Below are 19,344 nucleotides of genomic sequence, written 5' to 3'. Positions count from 1 at the left end.
AGCAAAAGGCCTGCTCCCAAGACGGGGGCAGGCCTTTTTTTACGGCGTGGCGATGTCTTGCTCAGCCCGCTTTTGCCGCCTGAAAGTTCTCCGCAAACGCCAGTGCATCCACACGCACCTGCGCCGCCGTCTTGCCGGGTTTGAACAGTGCCGAGCCAATGCCAAAGCCGGCTGCGCCCGCTTGCAGCCAGGGGGCCATGTTGTCGGGGGCAATGCCGCCCACGGGGTAGATGTTGCTGCCCTTGGGCAGCACGGCCAGCAGGGCCTTGATGACGGCGGGCGAGGCCAGCTCCGCTGGGAAGATCTTGAGGCCATGGGCGCCATGCTCCAGCGCCATGAATGCCTCGGTGGGGGTGAAGACGCCGGGCAGGCTGATGAGGCCGAGCTTGACGGCCTCATCGATCACGGCCGGGTTGCAGTTGGGCGAGATGATCAGCTGGCCGCCGGCGGCATGCACATCGCGCACCTGCTGGGGCATCAGCACCGTGCCCGCGCCCACCAGCACATGCGGGTAGGCCTCGCGCATCGCGGCAATGCTCTCCAGTGGCTCGGGCGAGTTCAGCGGTACTTCCCACAGGCCAAAACCGGCCGATTGCAAGGCAGCACCCACGGGCACGGCCTCGCTGGGGGTGAGGCCACGCAGGATGGCGATCAGCGGCAGCTTGGCCTGCAGGGCCTGGAATTGTTGGAGCAGGTTCATGGCGGTGTTCTGGATGGAGGGCGGTACGAAGAGGGCAGGGGGTGGCGCGGATTGGATGGCGTGTTCAGCCTTGGGTCAGGTGTTCGTAAATGGCCTGGTGGCCGGCCCAGGTGGCTTCGTCGCCAAAGGCAATGGGCTCGCCGCCTGCATGGCGCAGTGCCAGGCTGTAGCGCTGCACCAGGGTGCTGGAGCCGATGACGGCGACGCGGCTGCCCGCTGCCGTCGGCATCGCGCGCAGCTCCTGGCCAATCAGCAGGCCAGACAGGTAGCTGGCCGACTGGGCCGGGTCGAGCGCGCCAAACAGCGACAGCGCACGCGTGCCAAACAGCAGGTGGCTCAGGCTGTCGGGGCTCTGCGCCCGCTCCAGCCCTTGTATGAAGGCAGCCTCGTCCAGCGCGGCGCTGCTGTCCAAGGTCTTGCCCAGGATGGAGTGCTGGGCCAGCAGTGCAAACAGCTCGCCGGTCATGAAGGTCTTGAAGCCGGTGATGGTGCTGTTTTGCGCCTGCACCCATTTGCTGTGCGTGCCCGGCAGCACCAGCAGGCCGTCGCGGCTGTCCATCAGCCGCAGCGCGCCAATCACCTGGATTTCTTCGCCACGCATCACATCGGGCACGCCGTGGACGGCATCGACCTGGCTCTGCGCCAGGCTGCTCATGCCCGGCACGATGGCCGTGGGCACGCCCTGGGGAAGATCGAGCCAGAGCAGCTGCTGGCAGAGCGCAGAAAAATCGGCCGGGCAGGGGCAGTAAGGCGCTTCCTGCCAGCCCTGGCGGCTGCCCACCATGCCCGACAGCAGGCACAGCTGGGGCCCTTCGGCCAGCCAGTCTCCAAAGTGCTGTGCAAACGCATCGGCAAAGCCGCCGGGCGCCACTTGCAAGATGCCTTGGGGCAGGGCGCGCCGCTCGCTGATCTGGCCCTGCGCATCGATGCGCACGCCCCTGAGCGAGGTGGTGCCCCAGTCGATGGCGAGCATGCGGGGGCGCGGGTCTGACGGCGCGCGGGCGGAAAAGATCGGAGGCTTGGGCATGGCGGTGAGAAGGGCGAAAAAAAGCGCAGACCAAGTCTGCGCGGGCCATTGTAGAAGCGCCTGCAGCGGGCAACTGTCGCGCCTGCTGCGCGCGCCTGTTGCACGCGCCTGTTGCACGCGCCTGTTGCACGCGCCCGTTGCGCCGAGCGACTATGGTTTACAGCGGCTTGTAGGCCGTCACGTCGATCTCGACCTTGGCGTCGATCATCAGGCGCGATTCCACGGTCGAGCGGGCCGGGCGGTGCTCACCAAAGCACTCCATGTAGACGCGGTTGAAGCTGCCGAAATCACGTGGGTCATCCAGCCAGACATTGACCTTGGCAACATCGGCCAGGGTGCAGCCGCCCAGGGCCAAGGCCTCTTCCAGGCGCTTGAACACGGCGCGCGTCTGCGCCTCGATGCCGCCGGGCACTACCTGGCCCTGGTCATCGGTGGGCACGGTGCCCGAGACAAAAACAAAGTCGCCAGCGCGCACGGCGGGCGAGAGCGGACGGGCCAGACGGTCCGATGCGAGAGGGGGTTGGCCTAGGGTAATTACTGTCATGGGGGTGGGCTCCTGTATGTAAAGATATTACATCAACAACCCATAAATCTGTCAATAAGACGATTTGAAGGCAGTTTTTAGCGGTTGTGGTGTAAAAAAATTTCTTCACCCCCTTCGATGAAAGCCTGCCCCATGAACGCCCTTGCCTTGCGTGTCCGCACCTCCCGTCGCCAACTGCTTGCCGCAGCCCTGTTGGCTGCCGGTTGCGTAGGCCTGCCAGCGGGCAGTGCCTGGGCCCAGGCGGCCCACAAGGGCGGGGCGGCCAACCTGGCCATGATTGGCGAGCCCCAGAGCCTGGACCCGATGGTCAGCTCCACCGACCTGGTGGGCACCATCATGCAGCATGTCTACGAGCCGCTCTTCACCTTTGATGCGCAGTGGCGCATCCAGCCGATGCTGGCCCAGGCCATGCCGGTCATCTCTGCCGATGGCCTGACCTACACCATCAGCCTGCGCAAGGGCGTCAAGTTCCACAACGGCAAGGAGATGGTGGCCGATGACGTGGTCGCCTCGCTGCAGCGCTGGATGGACGTGTCGGCACGCGGCAAGGCCGTGGGCCAGGAGATTGCCAGCATGAGCGCCAAGAACCCGCAGACGGTGGAGATCAAGCTCAAGGCGGTGTATGCACCGCTGCTGGCCCACCTGGCGATGCCCAGCGGCATGGCCGGCATCATGCCCAAGGAGGTGGTGGCACCGGTGCTCAAGGATTTCATCGGCACCGGCCCCTACCAGCTCAAGGAGCGCAAGCCCGACCAGTTCACCGTGCTGGCACGTTTTGACCAGTACGCCGCGCGCAGCGAGCCCGCCAGTGGCTATGCCGGCAAGCGCGAGGCCCAGCTCGATGAGCTGCGCTTTGTGCCGGTGCCCAATGCGACGACGCGGGTCGAGGGCGTGCTCTCGGGCCAGTTCCAGTACGCCGATCTGCTGCAGGTCGAATCGGTAGGCCGCCTGGAAAAGGCCGCGCCCCATGTCGTGCCGATCGTCACGCAGAACTTTGGCTTCCCCTATATCGTCTTCAACACCAAGGAAGGCGTGCTGGCCAAGAAGGAACTGCGCCAGGCGGTGCAGACGGCCATGGGCCCGGCCGAGATGCTGCAGGCCGGCTTTGGCGACAAGCGCTTTTTTGCTGCCGAGCCCAACTTCTTTGCCAAGGGCACGCCGTACTACTCGGATGCCGGCGCCAAGCTCTACAACCAGAAGAACCCGCAGCTGGCCAAGGACCAGGCGGCCAAGGCCGGCTACAAGTCCGAGCCCATCCGCATCATGGCCAGCCGCCAGTATGAGTTCCACTACAACATGGCGCTGGTGATGGCCGAGCACCTCAAGCGCGCCGGCTTCAAGACCGAGCTGCAGGTGGTGGACTGGGCCACGCTGGTGCAGCGCCGCAACGATGCCAAGCTCTGGGATGTCTATATGACCCACTCGGGCCTGTTCCCTGAGCCGATGCTGTCGCCACCGCAGATGGGCAGCGGCGCCCCCGGCTGGTGGGAGACCGAGACCAAGAAGGCCGCGCTTGCCGCCTTCAATGGCGAGCCCGATGTGGCCAAGCGCGGCCCGCTCTGGGGCCAGGTGCAGGCGCTCGTCTATGACGAGGTGCCTTTTGTCGAAGTGGGCAAGTTCAATGCCCTGTCGGCGCGTTCGTCCAAGCTGCAGGGCTACCAGCCCATGCCCTGGCCCTTCTTCTGGAACACCTCGCTGAGCCAGTAAGCCCCAGCGTTTCTCGAGTTCAGCCATGCTGCATTTTTTAGTCAAGCGCCTGGGCGGCGCAGTGGTGGTGCTCGCCCTGGTGGCCGTGCTGGTGTTCCTGCTCACGCGCCTGGCCTCGGGCGATCCGGTGGCGCTGCTGCTGGGTGACCAGGCCACTGCCGCCGATATTGCTGCCGCGCGCGTGCAGTACGGGCTGGACAAGCCCTTGGCCACCCAGTTTGTGCTGTGGATTGGCCAGGTGCTGCAAGGCAACCTGGGCCAGTCGCTGTTCTTGCAGATGCCGGTCACCCATGCGCTGCTGGAGCGCGCTGAGCCCACCATGTTTCTGGCGCTGTTCGCCGTGTCGATTGCCGCCTTGATCGGCGTGCCCTGCGGCATGGCAGCGGCCGTGTGGCGCGGCAGCTGGATCGACCAGGTGCTCAGCACCATTGCGATGCTGGGCGCCAGCATTCCCAGCTTCTGGTTTGGTCTGATCCTGATCCAGGTGTTTGCCGTGCACCTGGGCTGGTTTCCGGCTTCGGGCTATGGCGATCCGGACGCGAGCTTTGGCGACCGCCTGCAGCATCTGCTGCTGCCCGCCTTGGTGCTGGGCGTGCTCAACTCGGCGCTGATCATCCGCTTCACGCGCGCCTCGGTGCTCGACATTCTGGGCGAGGACTATGTGCGCACGGCCCGGGCCAAGGGCCTGGGCGAGTCGGTGGTGCTCGTCAAGCATGTGCTGCGCAATGCGCTGGTGCCCGTCGTCACCGTGCTGGGCCTGACCCTGGCCTTGATGATTGGCGGCACCGTCGTGACCGAGACCGTGTTCAACCTGCCCGGCGTGGGCAACCTGGTGGTGCGGGCCGTGCTGCGGCGCGACTATCCCGTCATCCAGGGCACCTTGCTCGTCATTGCCGCCATCTACGTTTTCATCAACCTCGCGATCGACCTGCTCTACACGGTGGTCGATCCCCGCATTCGTCTGGAGGGCCAATGATGAACGCCGCCCCAACAGCATTGCCGCTGCCCGCGCGCGGCGGCTGGGGCCAGTCCCCCTGGTTCAAAATCCTGCGCCGGCTGTTTGCGCGCAAGGTGGTTCTGGCGAGCGCCGTGGTGCTGCTGTTGATTGCAGCGACCGCCTTGCTCTACCCGCTGCTGACCGACTCCGACCCCAATGGCATGAACATCAGCATGCGTCTGCATGCGCCTTCCTGGGCGCACTGGGCCGGCAACGATGAGCTGGGGCGCGACGTGATGGCGCGCATCATCTACGGCGCACGCTACTCGCTGATGATCGGCTTTTTCACCGCGCTGGGCGCCGTGGTGCTGGGCACCTTGCTGGGCATGCTGGCCGGTTACTTTCGCCGGCTCGATGCGCCGCTGATGCGCCTGGTGGACGCGATGATGGCCTTCCCCGACATCCTGCTGGGCATTGCGCTGGTGTCGATCCTGGGGGCTTCGCTGTGGAATGTGATTCTGGCGCTGACCATTGTCTACACGCCGCGCGTGGCCCGTGTGGTGCGCGCCTCCACCCTGGTGCTGCGCGAGCTGCTGTTTGTCGATGCCGCCAAGGCGCTGGGCGTGCGCACGCCGCTGATTCTGTGGCGCCATATCCTGCCCAACCTGCTCTCGCCGGTGCTGGTGCAGGTCACCTTTATCTTTGCCTATGCCATCCTGGCCGAGGCGGGCCTGTCCTTTCTTGGTGTGGGCGTGCCGCCCGATATCCCCACCTGGGGCACGATGATTGCCGGCAGCCTGGAGTATGCCGACAAGGCCTTCTGGACCATTCTGACCCCGGGCGTGGCCATTGTGCTGACGGCGCTGTCGCTGCAGCTCCTGGGCGACGGTGTGCGCGATCTGCTCGACCCCAAGCTGAAGAACAAATCATGATGAACACCGCCACCCCTGCAGCGGCTGCCGACATGGCCGCGCCTCGCCTGGATGTGCGCTCGCTGTCCACCTCGTTCGCCACCGAAGGCGGGCGCATCCAGAGCGTCTCCGATGTGAGCTTTCAGATTCTGCCGGGCCAGACCCTGGCCCTGGTGGGCGAGTCGGGCTCGGGCAAGTCAGTCACCAGCCTGTCGCTGATGGGCCTGCATGCCAAGACCTCGCAGGCCCAGGTGCAGGGTCAGGCCCGGTTTGTGCAGCGCGATGGCTGCACCGTCGATCTGCTCTCGCTCGACGCCAAGGCTTTGCGTGCGTTGCGCGGCAATGAGCTGGCGATGGTGTTCCAGGAGCCGATGACCAGCCTGAACCCGGTGCTGACCGTGGGCGAGCAGATTGCCGAATCGGTGCGCCTGCACAAGGGCCTGGGCAAGGCCGCAGCCTTGGCCCATGCCCAGCGCATGCTCGAGCTGGTGGAAATACCAGCAGCCGCCCAGCGCGTGCATGAGTACCCGCACCAGCTGTCTGGCGGCATGCGCCAGCGGGTGATGATTGCGCTGGCCATGGCCTGCGACCCGAGCCTGCTGATAGCCGATGAGCCCACCACCGCATTGGATGTGACCATCCAGGCGCAGATCCTGGCCTTGATGGGCCGGCTGCAAAAGGAGACGGGCATGAGCATTCTGTTTGTGACCCACAACCTGGGCGTGGTGGCGCAGTACGCCGATGCGATTGCCGTGATGTATGCCGGCCGCATTGTGGAAACCGCCAGTGTGCATGCGCTGTTTGCCGCACCCCAGCACCCCTACACCCAGGGCCTGCTGGGCTGCCTGCCCGGCATGGCGCGCCAGCGCGAGCTGGCCGAGGCCGCCGAGCTGCGCGCCGGTGGCAAACCCGCCTTTGTGGGCCGGCGCCGCCTGGATGCCATCCCCGGCCAGGTCTCCAGCCCCTTGAGCCCGCCGCCCGGCTGCGCCTTTGCGCCGCGCTGCAGCAAGCGCCTGAACGCGTGCGAGCAGGCCATGCCCGGCCTGGAGACATGGCGCAGCGGCAACGAGGCCCCACACAGCGAGCGCCAGGTGCGCTGCATTCGCGCAGGAGAAGCCGCATGAGCACGACCGACACCCTGGAGCGCCCGGCCGAGCGGGCCACGGCAGCGACTGGCGCCACCGCAGCGGCCGAGCCGCTGGTGCGCATCCAGCATTTGAGCAAGCAGTTTGGCAGCGGCGCCCACCCGGTGCGCGCGGTGCAGGATGTCTCGTTTGATATCTTCCCGGGCGAGACCCTGGGCCTGGTGGGCGAGTCCGGCTCGGGCAAAAGCACCATCGGCCGGCTGCTGACGCGCTTGATCGAGCCGACGGGCGGCCAGCTGCATTTTCGCAAGCAGGGCGGCGAGACCGTGGACCTGGCGCACCTGGGCGCGAGCGCGATGCGGCCGCTGCGCGCCGATATCCAGATCATCTTTCAGGACCCGTATGCGAGCCTGAACCCGCGCATGCGCATCCGCGACGTGCTGGGCGAGGCGCTGTCCACCCACGGGCTGGCACCGGGCGCAGCCCGCCAGCCGCGCATTGCCGAGCTGCTGGACCAGGTGGGTCTGCGCCCTGAGCATGCCGAGCGCTTTCCGCATGAGTTCTCGGGTGGGCAGCGCCAGCGCATCGGCATTGCCCGGGCGCTGGCAGTGCAGCCGCGCTTTATCGTGGCCGATGAGCCGCTGTCGGCGCTCGACGTATCCATCCAGGCGCAGGTGGTCAATTTGCTGGGCGACCTCAAAGACCGCCTTGGTTTGACCTTGCTGTTCATCTCGCACGATTTGGATGTGGTGGAATACCTCTGCGATCGCGTGGTGGTCCTGTATCTGGGCCGCGTGGTGGAGGTGGCACCGACCGAGGCCTTGTATGCCCGGCCGCGCCACCCCTACACCCAGGCCTTGCTGGCAGCCGCGCCGATTCCGGACCCGGCCCAGCGGCGCACGATCCCGCTCTTGACGGGAGACCTGCCCAGCCCCAAGAACCCGCCCAGTGGTTGCGTCTTTCGTACCCGTTGCCCGCAGGCCGAGGCGCGCTGCGCCCAGGCTGACATGCAGCTGCGCCCCGTGGCCGATGGCCATCTGCAGGCCTGCTGGAAAGTCCAAGATTGAGAGAGTGAACCATGCAACCCGATTTTTTGATTGACGCGCGCAGCAAGAGCTACCCGCTGGCCGCTGCCCCCACCCAGGCCTCCAACCTGGCCGCACGCGGCTGGAATGTGCTGCGCGATGACCTGCCGTACCCGCTGGCCGTCATCCGCCAGTCGGCGCTGGCCCACAACGCCCGCTGGATGCAGGACTATGCAGCGCGCCGCCAGATCCAGTTTGCGCCGCACGGCAAGACCACCATGTCGCCCCAGCTGTTTGATCTGCAGCTGAAGGGCGGCGCCTGGGGCCTGACCTTTGCGACCATCTTTCAGCTGGCGGTCGGCGTGGAAGCCGGTGCACGCCGCGCCATCATTGCCAACCAGGTGGTGGCGCCTGCTGATCTGGATGGGCTGGACGCGTTGCTGAGCCTGCATGCCGATCTGCGCGTCTGGTTCCTGGTCGACTCGATCAGCCAGCTGCGCTGCATCGAGGACTGGAGCCGCGCACGCAACAGCGCCCGCCGCTTTGATGTGCTGATCGAGGTCGGCATTCCTGGCCAGCGCACCGGTGTGCGCAGCCAGGAAGACGCGCTGGCGCTGGCCCAGGCCATCCATGCCAGCAGCAGTGCCCAGCTGGGCGGCATCGAATGCTATGAAGGGGGCCTGACCCAGTGCGACAGCGCGCATGACATCCCCGCCGTGGCCGAGCTGGTGCGCCGCGTGGTCGAGATTGCCAAGGCTTGCGATGCCCAGGGCCTGCTGCCTGAGGAGGCGCCGATTCTGAGTGCCGGCGGCTCGGCCATTTTTGACCTGGTGGTGCCGCTGCTGCAGGGCGCGGGCTTGTCGCGTGCTTTTACCGGCGTGCTGCGCTCGGGCTGCTACATCACGCATGACCATGGCAACTACCGGCGCCTGCTCAAGCTCGTCGAACAGCGCGAAGGCGTGGATACATCGCTGCAGGCCGCGCTCGAGGTCTGGGCCATGGTGCAGTCTGTGCCTGAGCCGGGCCTGGCCTTGCTCACCTGCGGCCGCCGCGATATCTCCTACGACCTGGAGATGCCCTCCGTGCAGCGCCATGCGCCGCGCGGCAGCCAAGAGGCGCAGACCGCCCCTGCCGGCTGGACCATCTCGGCCCTGAACGACCAGCATGCCTATCTGCGCTTTGACCCGGCGCAGGGCGCGCCGGCCGTCGGTGACCGCATTGCGCTGGGCATCTCCCACCCTTGCACCACGTTTGACAAGTGGCGTTGGATCCCGGTGGTGGACGATGCCTGGAACCTGGTCGATGCGATCGAGACAAGGTTCTGAAATGGCCAGCCTGAAAACAGCGCTGAGCCTGCAGGTGCTGCAGCAGCAGCAGGCCGCGCTGCCGCTGGCCCAGCGCCAGGTGATCGATGTGATCCTGCGCGACCCCGGCGCTGCGGTGCTGGCCACCGTCGAGCAGCTGGCGCTGCAGGCGAATGTGTCCATGCCGACGATCGTGCGCATGTGCCGCCGCTTTGGCTATGCCTCGGTGCGCGAGTTCATGGTGGCGCTGGCGCAGACCTTGGCGGTGTCGGGCTCGCACCTGCACCGCAGCGTGCAGCAGGACGACTCCACCGCCGAGGTGGTCAGCAAGATCGTGCATGCGGCAGCCGGCGCGATTGCCAACCTGGGCCAGCGCCTGGATGCAGCGCTGATCGACGAGGTGGCCAGCAAGATGGCCAAGGCCTCGCGCATCGATTGCTATTCGGTCGGGGCGGCTTCGTCCTTTATGGCGCAAGAGCTGCAAAGCCGCTTGTTCCGCCTGGGCCTCACGTCCAATGCCATCTTTGATGCGCACCAGCAGCTGGTGTCGGCCTCGACCCTGGGCAAGCACGGCGTGGCCTTTGTGATCTCGCATGTGGGGCGCATGCCCTACACCTTGGAGGCGGCGCAGTTTGCCAAGCAGCAGGGCGCCACCGTCGTGGCGCTGACCCAGCCGGACACGCCGCTGGCCGAGATGGCCGACCATGTGCTGGCGGTGACCGTGCCCCAGGACGCGGTGATGCGCGTGGGCACCGAGGCCTACCTGGCGCACCTGGTGGTGATCGAAATCATGATGGTGCGCCTGGCGCAGATTCTGGGGCCACGCGTGGTCACCGGCATGCAGCAGTACAAGCGGCTGCTGGAGACCCATGGCTTTGACAGTTATGAATACATGGGCTTTCAGCAGCCCGCGCAGCAGCGCAAAGGGGGCCCCGTGCCGGATGCAGCAGCCCCCAGCCAGCAACAAGGCAAAACCGCCGGCTGATGGCAGCCGGCAGCAGCGCCTGGAGATACAACAATGGAACGCAGAGTGTGGTTGAGCAATGGCACGGTGGTGGATGGCACCGGCCTGTCGGAGTTTGTCGGGGATGTCTGGCTGCAGGGCGGGCGCATCGTTGGCGTGTTTGCCCGCGATGGCGCGGTGGATGCCGCCCAGCAGGCCGCGTTGGATGGCTGGAAGGCGCAGGACCCGCTGCAGATCGATTGCACGGCCAAGGTGATCGCCCCGGGCTTTATCGATGTACACACCCATGACGATGCCGCTGCGCTGAACAGCCCGGCCATGCTGCCCAAGCTCTCGCAAGGGGTGACCACGGTGATCGCCGGCAACTGCGGCATCTCGCTGGCGCCGGTGGTCACGGCGCACCCGCCCGCGCCGTTGTCGCTGCTGGGCGACCAGCAGTTCCGCTTTGGCAGCATGCGGGACTACGCAGCCGCCGTCGATGCGGCGCAGCCCTCGATCAATATTGCGGCGCTGCTGGGCCACACCTCGCTGCGCATCAAGCACATGGCCGATCTGAGCCGCCCGGCCAATGCCACCGAGCGCGAAGCGATGGCCCAGGACATGCATGAGGCCATGCAGGCCGGCGCGCTGGGCCTGTCCAGCGGCATCTTCTACCGCGAGGCCTACGCCGCCGACATGCAGGAGCTGGTGGCCGTGGCCACCGTGGCAGCCCGGCATGGCGGCGTCTATGCCACGCATATCCGCGACGAGCTCGAAGGCATTCTGGAGGCCATGCTGGAAGCGGCTGGCACGGCCCAGCAATCGGGCCTGCCGCTGGTGCTGTCGCACCACAAATGCGCGGGCTCGGCCAACTGGGGCCGCACCCTGCAAACCTTGCCGCTGGTCGACAAACTGGCCCAGCAGCAAGAGCTGGCTATGGACGTCTATCCGTACACCGCAGGGTCGACGGTGCTGCGCGAGGACCTGGTCGATGGCGTCATCGATATCCTGATCACCCGCAGCGAGCCCCACCCCGAGGTGGGCGGTCGCTACCTGCGCGATATTGCGGCCGATTGGGGCATCGGCGAGTACGAGGCCTGCGTGCGCCTCAAGCCCGGCAATGCCTGCTATTTCCAGATGCGCGAAGACGATGTGGAGCGGGTCATCCGCCACCCGCTGGCCATGATCGGCTCGGACGGCCTGCCCAACGACGAGCGCCCCCACCCCCGGCTTTGGGGCGCCTTCCCCCGCGTGCTGGCCATGTACTGGCGCGACAAGGGTGTGCTGAGCCTCTCCCAGGCGGTGCACAAGATGACGGGCATGTCGGCCCAGCGCTTTCGCATGGCCGACCGCGGCCTGCTGGCCGCCGGCAAGGCCGCCGATGTGGTCGTGTTTGACCCTGCGCGCATCCAGGACCAGGCCACCTTTGAAAACCCCAAGCAGCGCAGTGTGGGCGTGGAAGCCGTCTGGGTCAATGGCGTGCTCAGCTACACGGAAGAGGCGGGTGCTTTGCCTGCGCGGGCTGGGCGGTTTGTGCGGCGGGCGGTGCCGGCTTAGATTTCCGCTTGCGTCTCGTCCTGTGACTGACCGGCTGCCGCATAGTGCAGCCGGTAATCGCTCTGCACAAAGCCAAAGTCATAGCTGCGCGTCTGCAGATGCTGGGCAGCCACGGTGCTGCAGCCATCCGCCAGCGGGCCGAACAGCGGCAGCCCGCTGCCCAGCAGCACGGGGATGCGGGTGATCGTGATCGCGTCGAGCAGCTGCGCATTGATAAAGGACTGGATCAGCTGTCCGCCATCGACATAGGCGGCGCGCACGCCGCTGGCGGCCAGATGGGCGCTGAGGGCGGGCAGGCTGCCCTTCCACAGCTGGGCGGTGGCGGGCGCGCCAGCGGGCAGGGCGTTCCACTGGCGGGAGAGCACATAGACCGGCTTGTCATACGGCCAGGCGCCAAACGACAGCACCGTCTCAAAGGTTTTGCGCCCCATCAGGATCACATCGACACCGGCCATGTACTGCGCATAGCCGCAGTCTTCCCCTTCAGGCACGGTGGCATTGGCGGCATTGAGCCAGTCCAGGCTGCCATCGGTTTTGGCGATAAAACCGTCCAGGCTGGTGGCGATAAAGCTGCTGCATTGCATGGGGATGTCCTGGTGAAAATCATGGGCCAAGCCTTGAATTCTAAGTAGAGGGCGAAGGTCTGGTGGGTTAAATACCTGTTTTTTTCACAGTGCTCATTGCCTGCGTTTAAGAATTCGATTTGTATATCAAACCATCCACATAAAACATTGGACGCGAATCGTTGACAGCTGCACCATGCCAGCTACGGACCCATAGAGGTTTCACTAAAAAAGGAGACAAAAGCATGCAACGACGCCAATGGTGGGCCACGCTGGCCCTGACCGCGATAGCCACCGTAACAAGCACTGCTTATGCCAGCACAGCGCAGGGCAACTACCCGAATGCACCGATCACGATGATCGTGCCCTTTGCCGCAGGCAGCGGCACCGATGCGGTGGCCCGGGCGGTGGGCCAGAAGCTGGGCGAGCGCCTGCAGCAGCCGGTGATTGTGGACAACCGCGCAGGCGCCAATGCGCAGATTGCGGCCGGCCTGGTGGCGAAGGCCAAGCCCGATGGCTACACCTTGTTCATGACCACCAACACCTCGCATTCGGCCAACCCCTGGCTGGTCAAAAGCCTGAAGTACGACCCGATCAAGGATTTCACGCCGATCGCCCGCGTGGGCGAGCTGCCGTTTGCGCTGGCGGTGCACCCTTCCGTGCCGGCCGATTCTGTGCAGGCGCTGATCGACTACGCCAAGGCCAACCCAGGCAAACTTTCGTACGCGACACCGAACAGCACGTCGCTGGTGGCGTCCGAGACGCTGCGTTTTCTGTCCAAGACCGATATCGTCGGCGTTCCCTACAAATCCAGCCCGCAGGCGCTGACCGACCTGATGGGCAACCAGGTGCAGATGTATGTGGTGGACCTGGGCTCGGGCTGGAGCATGCTCAAGACCGACCGGGTGCGCACCCTGGCTGTGACCGCCGCCAAGGGCAGCAAGATCCTGCCCAATGTGCCGCCCATCGGCAAGACCTTGCCCGGCTTTGACATCACCTCCTGGAACGGCATTTTTGCGCCAGCGGGCACGCCCCCGGAGGTGGTCAACAAGATCAATGGCGCCTTGCAGGCCGTGCTGGCCGATGAGGCGGTGCAAAAGCAGCTCGAGCAGATCGGTTTTGAAGTCTGGCCCACGAAGACGCCGCAGGAGTTTGCGCAGTATGTGAGCGAGCAGCTGGCGTACTGGGGGCGCCTGGTCAAACAGGCCGATATCCCGGCGCAATAGGTCTGGGCTCTGCCCCCGACGTCTTTGTTAACCCTTACAGAATGACTGCTCCACGATGACTTCGCGCTACCTGATCCGAGCCTCCGAGGTAGAGGCTTACAGCCCGGCCAACCATACCGGAACCATCAACCGCCGCCTGGTGAGCCAGGCCAATGTGGGCGCCCAGCACATGGAAGTGGTGCTCGGCGAGATTGCCAAGGGCGGGGGCGCGCTGCCCCATGCCCACCCCGGCATGGAGCAGGCCTGCTACCTGCTGGAGGGCACGGCCCATGTGGAGGTGGAGGGCGAAAGCTTTGAGATGCTGCCGGGCGATACCTGCTTTTTTCCGGCCGACAAGATGCATATCTTCCAGACCACCAGCGATACGCCGGCCAAGCTGCTGGTGATCTACAGCCCGCCTTATGGCGAGAACCCAGAGCGGGTGCGCCGGCCGGCCTGAGCGGCGATGTGACCCTGCGCCGTGCACGGCACCGCGCCACTGATTGAGTATTGAGGACCGCAACACCATGGATTTCGCCCTGACCGAAGAGCAGCAACAGATCATCGATGCCATCGAGAAAGTCTGCGCGCCGTTTGATGCCGACTACTGGCATGCCCGTGACAACGATGGCGCTTTTCCTGAAGATTTTTACCGCGCGCTGGCCGATGCCGGCTGGCTGGGCATTGCGATGCCCGAGGCCTATGGCGGGGCCGGCCTGGGCATCACCGAGGCGGCCTTGATGATGCACACGATCTCGGCCACCGGCGCGGGCCTGTCGGGCGCGTCTGCGGTGCACATGAACATCTTTGGCCTGCACCCGGTGGTGGTCTATGGCACCGAAGAACAAAAGGCACGCATGCTGCCGCCACTGATTGCCGGCAAGGACAAGGCCTGCTTTGGCGTGACCGAGCCCAACACGGGGCTGAACACGCTCAAGCTCAAGACCCGCGCGGTGCGCGATGGCGACCACTATGTGGTGCATGGGCAGAAGGTCTTCATCTCGACTGCGCAGCAGGCCAGCAAGATCTTGCTGCTGGCGCGCACCAAGCCGGTGGAGGAATGCAAGGGCACCGAAGGCCTGTCGCTGTTCTACACTGACTTTGACCGCAGCAAGATCGAGGTGCATGAGATCGCCAAGATGGGCCGCAAATGCGTGGACACCAACCAGCTGTTCATCGATGGGCTGCGCATCCCGGTAGAGGACCGCATTGGCGAGGAGAACCGGGGCTTTGAATACATCCTGCATGGCATGAACCCCGAGCGCATTCTGATTGCCTGCGAAGCGATTGGCCTGGGCCGTGCGGCGCTGGGCCGCGCCACGCAGTACGCCCGCGAGCGCGAGGTGTTCAACCGCCCGATTGGGCAGAACCAGGGCATCCAGCACCCGCTGGCCGAGCGCTGGATGGAGCTGGAAGCGGCCTTTTTGCTGGCGATGAAGGCGGCCTGGCTGTATGACCGCCACCAGCCTTGCGCGGCCGAGGCCAATGCGGCCAAGTTCCTGGGGGCGGAGGCGGGCTTCAAGGCCTGCGAGACGGCCATCTTCACCCATGGCGGCATGGGTTACGCCAAGGAGTTCCATGTCGAGCGGCTGATGCGCGAGAGCTGGATTCCGCGCCTGGCGCCGGTGAGCCCGCAACTGATTCTGTGCTTTATCGCAGAGAAGGTGCTGGGCCTGCCCAAGTCCTACTAGGCGGCGCCATGCGCAGTGCGCTGCCGGGCCATGCCCCTCGCCGTGCGGCCAGCCCGCACTGGCTGGGGCATGATACGCAGATGAAGACCCATTTGCTGCGTTATTTTGTGGTGCTGGCCGAGGAGCTGCATTTTGGCCGCGCCGCCCAGCGCCTGGCCATTACCCAGCCTCCGCTGTCGGTGGCCATCAAATCGCTCGAAGAAGATTTGGGTGTGCGGCTGCTCGAGCGCGATGCCAAGCAGGTGCGGCTGACCGATGCCGGCGCCGCCTTTTTGATCGAGGCGCGCCAGGTGCTCAGCCAGATACAGCGCGCAGCGGACGTGGCGCGCAATGTGGCCCAGGGGCGCCAGGGCCAGCTGGACATTGGCGTGACTGGCTCGATGATCTACCGCGACCTGCCCCATGTGATGCAGGCCTTTGCCCAGCAGCGGCCCGATATCGACATCACCTTGCATGAGATGTCCACCACCGAGCAGCAGGCGGCCATTCTGCGCGGCCAGCTCCAAGGCGGTTTTGTCAACATCATCACGCCCGCGCCGGGGCTGGCGCTCTGGCCGCTGGCGCCCGATACCCTCGTTTGCTGCCTGCCGGAAAACCACCCCCAGGCGCAGCAAGCCAGCCTGGATTTGCGCAGCCTGGCCCATGAGCGCTTTGTGATGTTTGTGCGCGATGTCAGCCCGGCCAATTACGACAATGTGATCGCCTGCCTGCACAACGCTGGCATCCACCCGCGCACCAGCCACGCGGTGCGCCAGTGGCTGGCCGTTATTTCGCTGGTTGCCATTGGCCAGGGCGTGGCGCTGGTGCCCTCGTGCATGCAGCGGGCCGGCATGGCCGGTGTGCGCTATGTGCCGCTGCACAGCAACCATGGCCAGACGGCGCTGACCGCCGGTGCCTTTGTCTGGCACCCGCAAAGCCGCTCGGCGGCGCTGGATGCGCTGATCGAGGTGATCAAGGCGCCGAGGACAGGTGCGGCCGGCTAGGTGCAGCCGGCTAGGTACGGCCAGCTAGGCGCCCCCGGCTAGGCGCCCCCGGCTAGGCACGGCCAGCTGGGCGCCCCCAACTAGGCTTTCAAGAAAAACAGCACCGCCATCACCAAACCCGTCAGCACAATGCCGGCACGCAACCACTGCGGCGCAATCTTGCGCGCCACCCGGGCGCCCAGGTAGCCGCCCAAGGTGGCAGCGACCATCATCAGCAAGGCGGGCTGCCACTGCACGACGCCGCCAGCGGCATAGATGGCGACGGCAATGGCGGTCAGCAGTGCGGAGACCAGGTTCTTGGTGCCATTCATCGCATGCAGGTTGGTCTGGCCCAGCAAGCCCAGCAGTGCGAGCAGCAAGATGCCCAGGCCGCCATTGAAGTAGCCGCCATAAACAGAAACCGCCAGCATGCCCAGCGCGGCCTTGCCGCGTGAGGGCGTGGCGCCGTGCTGCGCGCCCATGGCCCACTGGCGCAGCTGCGGGCCAAAGGCAAACATGGCAGTCGCTGCCAGCAGCAGCCAGGGCACGATCTTGCGGAAGGCCGCCTCGGGCGTGACCAGCAGCAGGGCAGCCCCCGCTGCGCCGCCGACGAGCGCGAGCAGCATCACCGCCTTCATCGACAGGCCGGGCGGGGCCTGCATATCGTCCTTGAAACCCCAGGCGCCAGCCGCATAGCCCGGCAGCAGCGCGACCGTGCCGGTGGCATTGGCAACGACCGGCGGCACACCGGTAAACACCAGCGCAGGCAGGGTCAGAAAGCTGCCGCCTCCGGCGACGGCATTGAGCGCGCCGGCCACCAGGGCAGCGGCCAGCAAGATGGCGGTGTCGAGCATGTCTCCTCCTGTTATGCGCCGGCGGTTGCGGGGTGCCGCAGCCAGCACGGCCTTTATGAGAAGGATTCTAGGTAGTAATGGCGCAAAGAAGCGGCTCGATTAGTCGCTCAAAAGTCATCATTGCCTTGAGGCGGGCGCGCCCAATGGGCGGGCTGCGGGCCCCGTGCCTTACTTCTGGTATGGGTCGGCAAAGCCCAGCTCTTGCAGGATGGCCGTCTCGTAGGCTTCCATCTCCTGGGCATCCTGCTCGCTGGTTTCATGGTCCCAGCCCTGGGCGTGCAAAGTGCCATGCACCAGCAGGTGGGCATAGTGCTCCTGCAGCGACTTGTTCTGCTCCTGGGCTTCACGCGCCACCACGGGCGCGCACAGCACCAGGTCGGCCAGCACGGTGGGCTCCTGCTGGTAGTCAAAGGTCAGCACATTGGTGGCGTAGTCCTTGTGCCGGTACTCGCGGTTGAGTGCCTGGCCTTCTTCGGTATCGACAATGCGCACGGTGATTTCGGCGTCATCGGCCAGCGCGTGGCGAATCCAGCGCGTCACCTGGCTGCGGGGCAGGGCGGCACGGTGCTCGGCCACGCCGTCAAAACGGGCAAATTGCAGCGAGAGCGTGAGTTGGTTCAATGCCATATGGTTTTTATCGGCGGGGTGGCACAGGTGGGGGTGTGCGGGCGGGGCTCAGTCTTCGCGCGCGGGGCGGCGCTGCTTGTCGTAAGCGTCAACAATGCGCGCCACCAGCGGGTGGCGCACCACATCGGCGCTGGTAAAGCGGTTGACCGCAATGCCCTTGACGCGCTTGAGCACGCGCTCGGCGTCGATCAGGCCGCTCAGCTGGCCCTTGGGCAGGTCGATCTGGCTCACGTCGCCGGTCACCACGGCCTTGGCGCCAAAACCGATGCGGGTGAGGAACATCTTCATCTGCTCAGGCGTGGTGTTCTGGGCTTCGTCGAGGATGATGAAGGCGTTGTTGAGCGTGCGGCCGCGCATGAAGGCCAGTGGCGCGATCTCGATGGCATTGCGCTCAAAGGCCTTTTGCACCTTGTCGTAGCCCATCAGGTCGTAGAGTGCGTCGTAGAGCGGGCGCAGATAGGGGTCGACCTTTTGCGACAGATCGCCGGGCAGAAAGCCCAGGCGTTCGCCGGCTTCGACCGCCGGGCGGGTCAGCACAATGCGCTGCACCTGGCTGCGCTCGAGCGCATCGACGGCGCAGGCCACGGCCAGGTAGGTCTTGCCGGTGCCGGCCGGGCCAATGCCAAAGGTGATGTCGTGCGCGGCGATGTTCTCCAGGTAGCCGGCCTGGTTGGGCGTGCGCGCGCGCAGGTCGGCGCGGCGCGTGTTCAGCACGATGGCGTCCTCGGGCGCGGCCATCAGCTCGCTGTCGCCGGCCATCATCAGCTGGATCTGGTCTTCGCTGATGGGCGTATCGGCCATCTCGTACAGCGCCTCGAGCAGCTCCAGCGCGTCGTTGGCCACGGCCTTGGGGCCGTCGATCTTGAACTGTTCGTGGCGGTGGGCAATCTTGACGCCCAGATGGTTCTCGATCTGGCGCAGATGCGCGTCGGCCGGTCCGCACAAATTGGCAATGCGGTTGTTGTTGTGGGGCGTAAAGGTGTGGCGCAGGATCACGCGGTAAATTCCAGTGAAAAATTCAGTATGCTTGCAGGCGGCAAGCGACGCACACAGGGCGGCCGCACACAAGCTACAAGGAAAGATACAAATGATAGGCCGATTGAGCGGAACCCTGGTGGAAAAGAACCCACCCGAAGTACTGGTGGATTGCCATGGTGTGGGCTATGAGGTGCAGGTGCCCATGAGCACCTTCTACAACCTGCCTGCCGTGGGCGACACCATCACGCTGCTGACGCAGTTTATCGTGCGGGAGGATGCGCAGCTGCTGTACGGGTTTGGCACGGCCGAAGAGCGCCAGACTTTCCGCGAGCTGATCAAGATCACCGGCGTGGGCCCGCGTACGGCGCTGTCCATCCTGAGCGGCATGGGCGTGAGCGATCTGGCGCAGGCCGTGTCCTTGCAGGAGGCAGGGCGCCTGGTGAAGGTGCCGGGCATCGGCAAGAAGACCGCCGAGCGCCTGCTGCTGGAGCTCAAAGGCAAGCTGGGCGCAGACATGGGTGCCAGAACCGCTGCCACCAGCGATGCCCAGGTCGACATTTTGCAAGCGCTGGTGGCCCTGGGTTACAGCGACAAGGACGCAGCTGCCGCTCTGAAACTGTTACCTGCCGACATCAGCGTAACCGACGGTATCAAGCAGGCGCTGAAAGCGCTGGCAAAATAGCCCGCGCAGAGGCGGCCGGGCAGCAGCCCGACCGGGTATCAC

General features: G+C 65.6%; 20 protein-coding genes. 13 read left to right on the top strand and 7 right to left on the bottom strand.

Going from position 1 to position 19,344, the window contains the following annotated elements; translation table 11 throughout:
* Positions 1-61: 61 nt before the first annotated feature.
* From ACPEE1_RS20800 to ACPEE1_RS20790, 3 genes are all read right to left on the bottom strand, one after another.
* Positions 62-700, bottom strand: coding sequence for a 2-dehydro-3-deoxy-6-phosphogalactonate aldolase (locus ACPEE1_RS20800; protein ID WP_182344847.1), 639 nt, complete (start codon positions 698-700; stop codon positions 62-64).
* Positions 701-764: 64 nt separating this feature from the next.
* The gene (locus ACPEE1_RS20795) at positions 765-1,727 is read right to left on the bottom strand and encodes a 2-dehydro-3-deoxygalactonokinase (protein ID WP_260718780.1); all 963 of its coding nucleotides are present in this window, start codon (positions 1,725-1,727) and stop codon (positions 765-767) included.
* A gap of 157 nt (positions 1,728-1,884) precedes the next feature.
* Complete coding sequence (locus ACPEE1_RS20790; protein ID WP_259170352.1) at positions 1,885-2,271, bottom strand: RidA family protein; 387 nt, start codon at positions 2,269-2,271, stop codon at positions 1,885-1,887.
* 132 nt (positions 2,272-2,403) lie between these two features.
* Between ACPEE1_RS20790 and ACPEE1_RS20785 the strand changes: the two genes are divergently transcribed.
* Genes ACPEE1_RS20785 through ACPEE1_RS20750 form a run of 8 tightly spaced genes read left to right on the top strand, consistent with a single transcriptional unit; the run spans position 2,404 to position 11,740 of the window.
* On the top strand, positions 2,404-3,978 hold the full coding sequence (locus ACPEE1_RS20785; protein WP_232539513.1) for an ABC transporter substrate-binding protein: 1,575 nt from the start codon (positions 2,404-2,406) through the stop codon (positions 3,976-3,978).
* A gap of 25 nt (positions 3,979-4,003) precedes the next feature.
* Positions 4,004-4,954: an ABC transporter permease gene (locus tag ACPEE1_RS20780; RefSeq protein WP_116926688.1), complete on the top strand. Its 951-nt coding sequence runs from the start codon at positions 4,004-4,006 to the stop codon at positions 4,952-4,954.
* On the top strand, positions 4,954-5,847 hold the full coding sequence (locus ACPEE1_RS20775; protein WP_423934734.1) for an ABC transporter permease: 894 nt from the start codon (positions 4,954-4,956) through the stop codon (positions 5,845-5,847). The genes ACPEE1_RS20780 and ACPEE1_RS20775 overlap by 1 nt, the downstream gene beginning before the upstream one ends.
* On the top strand, positions 5,847-6,950 hold the full coding sequence (locus ACPEE1_RS20770) for an ABC transporter ATP-binding protein (protein ID WP_423936480.1): 1,104 nt from the start codon (positions 5,847-5,849) through the stop codon (positions 6,948-6,950). The genes ACPEE1_RS20775 and ACPEE1_RS20770 overlap by 1 nt, the downstream gene beginning before the upstream one ends.
* Positions 6,947-7,978, top strand: coding sequence for an ABC transporter ATP-binding protein (locus ACPEE1_RS20765; protein ID WP_116926685.1), 1,032 nt, complete (start codon positions 6,947-6,949; stop codon positions 7,976-7,978). Before ACPEE1_RS20770 ends, ACPEE1_RS20765 begins: the two co-directional genes overlap by 4 nt.
* A gap of 11 nt (positions 7,979-7,989) precedes the next feature.
* The gene (locus ACPEE1_RS20760) at positions 7,990-9,261 is read left to right on the top strand and encodes an amino acid deaminase (RefSeq protein ID WP_116926684.1); all 1,272 of its coding nucleotides are present in this window, start codon (positions 7,990-7,992) and stop codon (positions 9,259-9,261) included.
* Between the two features lies 1 nt (position 9,262).
* The gene (locus ACPEE1_RS20755) at positions 9,263-10,225 is read left to right on the top strand and encodes a MurR/RpiR family transcriptional regulator (protein WP_423934732.1); all 963 of its coding nucleotides are present in this window, start codon (positions 9,263-9,265) and stop codon (positions 10,223-10,225) included.
* 33 nt (positions 10,226-10,258) lie between these two features.
* Complete coding sequence (locus ACPEE1_RS20750) at positions 10,259-11,740, top strand: N-acyl-D-amino-acid deacylase family protein (protein ID WP_116926682.1); 1,482 nt, start codon at positions 10,259-10,261, stop codon at positions 11,738-11,740.
* Here the strand turns inward: ACPEE1_RS20750 and ACPEE1_RS20745 are convergent.
* Positions 11,737-12,324 (bottom strand): dihydrofolate reductase family protein, encoded by a 588-nt coding sequence (locus ACPEE1_RS20745; protein WP_243419376.1) that lies wholly within the window; start codon positions 12,322-12,324, stop codon positions 11,737-11,739. The genes ACPEE1_RS20750 and ACPEE1_RS20745 overlap by 4 nt on opposite strands.
* 224 nt (positions 12,325-12,548) lie before the next feature.
* On the opposite strand from ACPEE1_RS20745, the gene ACPEE1_RS20740 reads away from it, so the two are divergent.
* From ACPEE1_RS20740 to ACPEE1_RS20725, 4 genes are all read left to right on the top strand, one after another.
* On the top strand, positions 12,549-13,529 hold the full coding sequence (locus tag ACPEE1_RS20740; RefSeq protein ID WP_182344857.1) for a Bug family tripartite tricarboxylate transporter substrate binding protein: 981 nt from the start codon (positions 12,549-12,551) through the stop codon (positions 13,527-13,529).
* A 55-nt stretch (positions 13,530-13,584) separates the two neighbouring features.
* The gene (locus ACPEE1_RS20735) at positions 13,585-13,968 is read left to right on the top strand and encodes a cupin domain-containing protein (RefSeq protein WP_116926680.1); all 384 of its coding nucleotides are present in this window, start codon (positions 13,585-13,587) and stop codon (positions 13,966-13,968) included.
* Positions 13,969-14,035: 67 nt separating this feature from the next.
* A complete protein-coding gene (locus ACPEE1_RS20730; protein WP_027011285.1) occupies positions 14,036-15,199 on the top strand; it encodes an acyl-CoA dehydrogenase family protein in 1,164 nt (387 codons plus the stop codon).
* An 80-nt stretch (positions 15,200-15,279) separates the two neighbouring features.
* Entirely contained in the window at positions 15,280-16,182 is a 903-nt protein-coding gene (locus ACPEE1_RS20725; protein WP_182344858.1) for a LysR family transcriptional regulator, read from the top strand.
* 80 nt (positions 16,183-16,262) lie between these two features.
* Here ACPEE1_RS20725 and ACPEE1_RS20720 read toward each other — a convergent pair whose 3' ends face one another.
* From ACPEE1_RS20720 to ACPEE1_RS20710, 3 genes are all read right to left on the bottom strand, one after another.
* Positions 16,263-17,015 (bottom strand): sulfite exporter TauE/SafE family protein, encoded by a 753-nt coding sequence (locus ACPEE1_RS20720; protein ID WP_116926679.1) that lies wholly within the window; start codon positions 17,013-17,015, stop codon positions 16,263-16,265.
* Positions 17,016-17,183: 168 nt separating this feature from the next.
* The gene (gene ybeY, locus ACPEE1_RS20715; protein ID WP_116926678.1) at positions 17,184-17,642 is read right to left on the bottom strand and encodes an rRNA maturation RNase YbeY; all 459 of its coding nucleotides are present in this window, start codon (positions 17,640-17,642) and stop codon (positions 17,184-17,186) included.
* A 48-nt stretch (positions 17,643-17,690) separates the two neighbouring features.
* On the bottom strand, positions 17,691-18,638 hold the full coding sequence (locus ACPEE1_RS20710) for a PhoH family protein (protein WP_116926677.1): 948 nt from the start codon (positions 18,636-18,638) through the stop codon (positions 17,691-17,693).
* 91 nt (positions 18,639-18,729) lie between these two features.
* Between ACPEE1_RS20710 and ruvA the strand changes: the two genes are divergently transcribed.
* On the top strand, positions 18,730-19,302 hold the full coding sequence (gene ruvA, locus ACPEE1_RS20705; RefSeq protein ID WP_116926676.1) for a Holliday junction branch migration protein RuvA: 573 nt from the start codon (positions 18,730-18,732) through the stop codon (positions 19,300-19,302).
* Positions 19,303-19,344 lie beyond the last annotated feature (42 nt).

This window comes from Comamonas sp. 23, from assembly GCF_049601575.1.
In the GTDB taxonomy this organism is placed as follows: domain Bacteria; phylum Pseudomonadota; class Gammaproteobacteria; order Burkholderiales; family Burkholderiaceae_C; genus Comamonas; species Comamonas squillarum.
The sequence above is the reverse complement of the archived record's forward strand: the minus strand, read 5'-3'. Positions and strand labels throughout refer to the sequence as shown.

Bases quoted from the DNA above. Each gene is read 5' to 3' on its own strand.
- ACPEE1_RS20800 (WP_182344847.1), bottom strand. From the start codon at position 700: ATGAACCTGCTCCAACAATTCCAGGCCCTGCAGGCCAAGCTGCCGCTG.
- ACPEE1_RS20795 (WP_260718780.1), bottom strand. From the start codon at position 1,727: ATGCCCAAGCCTCCGATCTTTTCCGCCCGCGCGCCGTCAGACCCGCGC.
- ACPEE1_RS20790 (WP_259170352.1), bottom strand. From the start codon at position 2,271: ATGACAGTAATTACCCTAGGCCAACCCCCTCTCGCATCGGACCGTCTG.
- ACPEE1_RS20785 (WP_232539513.1), top strand. From the start codon at position 2,404: ATGAACGCCCTTGCCTTGCGTGTCCGCACCTCCCGTCGCCAACTGCTT.
- ACPEE1_RS20780 (WP_116926688.1), top strand. From the start codon at position 4,004: ATGCTGCATTTTTTAGTCAAGCGCCTGGGCGGCGCAGTGGTGGTGCTC.
- ACPEE1_RS20775 (WP_423934734.1), top strand. From the start codon at position 4,954: ATGAACGCCGCCCCAACAGCATTGCCGCTGCCCGCGCGCGGCGGCTGG.
- ACPEE1_RS20770 (WP_423936480.1), top strand. From the start codon at position 5,847: ATGAACACCGCCACCCCTGCAGCGGCTGCCGACATGGCCGCGCCTCGC.
- ACPEE1_RS20765 (WP_116926685.1), top strand. From the start codon at position 6,947: ATGAGCACGACCGACACCCTGGAGCGCCCGGCCGAGCGGGCCACGGCA.
- ACPEE1_RS20760 (WP_116926684.1), top strand. From the start codon at position 7,990: ATGCAACCCGATTTTTTGATTGACGCGCGCAGCAAGAGCTACCCGCTG.
- ACPEE1_RS20755 (WP_423934732.1), top strand. From the start codon at position 9,263: ATGGCCAGCCTGAAAACAGCGCTGAGCCTGCAGGTGCTGCAGCAGCAG.
- ACPEE1_RS20750 (WP_116926682.1), top strand. From the start codon at position 10,259: ATGGAACGCAGAGTGTGGTTGAGCAATGGCACGGTGGTGGATGGCACC.
- ACPEE1_RS20745 (WP_243419376.1), bottom strand. From the start codon at position 12,324: ATGCAATGCAGCAGCTTTATCGCCACCAGCCTGGACGGTTTTATCGCC.
- ACPEE1_RS20740 (WP_182344857.1), top strand. From the start codon at position 12,549: ATGCAACGACGCCAATGGTGGGCCACGCTGGCCCTGACCGCGATAGCC.
- ACPEE1_RS20735 (WP_116926680.1), top strand. From the start codon at position 13,585: ATGACTTCGCGCTACCTGATCCGAGCCTCCGAGGTAGAGGCTTACAGC.
- ACPEE1_RS20730 (WP_027011285.1), top strand. From the start codon at position 14,036: ATGGATTTCGCCCTGACCGAAGAGCAGCAACAGATCATCGATGCCATC.
- ACPEE1_RS20725 (WP_182344858.1), top strand. From the start codon at position 15,280: ATGAAGACCCATTTGCTGCGTTATTTTGTGGTGCTGGCCGAGGAGCTG.
- ACPEE1_RS20720 (WP_116926679.1), bottom strand. From the start codon at position 17,015: ATGCTCGACACCGCCATCTTGCTGGCCGCTGCCCTGGTGGCCGGCGCG.
- ybeY (WP_116926678.1), bottom strand. From the start codon at position 17,642: ATGGCATTGAACCAACTCACGCTCTCGCTGCAATTTGCCCGTTTTGAC.
- ruvA (WP_116926676.1), top strand. From the start codon at position 18,730: ATGATAGGCCGATTGAGCGGAACCCTGGTGGAAAAGAACCCACCCGAA.